We start from the raw sequence: 542 nt of genomic DNA on the forward strand, positions 1-542 counted from the left end.
GTCGACCGGACCCCGCGCGGCTCCGCCTGGACGCGCCTGCGCGACGCCGGGCTCGTCGACGGGCCGCGCGATGCGCCCGCCGCCGCTGATGTCGTCGTCATCGTCGGGGGTCCCGTCGCTGCGACGTCGGCCACCGCCACCGACTCCGTCGACCGGGGTGCCGAGCGCACCGCCGCGACCTGGGTCGCCCTGAGCCACGTCGTCGACACCCACGCCGAGGGGGCCGTGCTCGCCGCGCAGGAGGCGGAGCAGGGGTCCGCCGATGCCTCGCCGGTGACGGTCGCCCGCACCCCGGGCAGCCTCGCGAAGGGGCTCTCCACGGTCGACGACCCCGAGATCCCGATGGGCCGCGCCGCGATCGTCCTGGCCCTCGACGAGCGACTCGACGGCCGCTCCGGCCACTACGGGCTCGGTGCCGGTGCTGATGCCCCCGTGCCGCAGGCACCGTGAGCAGCACAGCCGCAGGCGTCGTGACCACCAGGGCCCTCGCCACCGCCGGCGCCGGCCTCGCCGCTGCCCGGCTGCTCACCCGCGCGTCCCCG

1 protein-coding gene is annotated in these 542 nt (G+C 78.0%); it reads left to right on the forward strand.

The genetic code is table 11. The annotated features are described in order from the left end of the window. Positions 1–450, forward strand: a 450-nt coding sequence (locus tag AC2W7J_RS18715; protein WP_485984311.1) for a copper transporter, incomplete at its 5' end; no start/stop codon positions are given. Positions 451–542 lie beyond the last annotated feature (92 nt).

This window comes from Janibacter sp. CFPM2_SD2, from assembly GCF_057364645.1.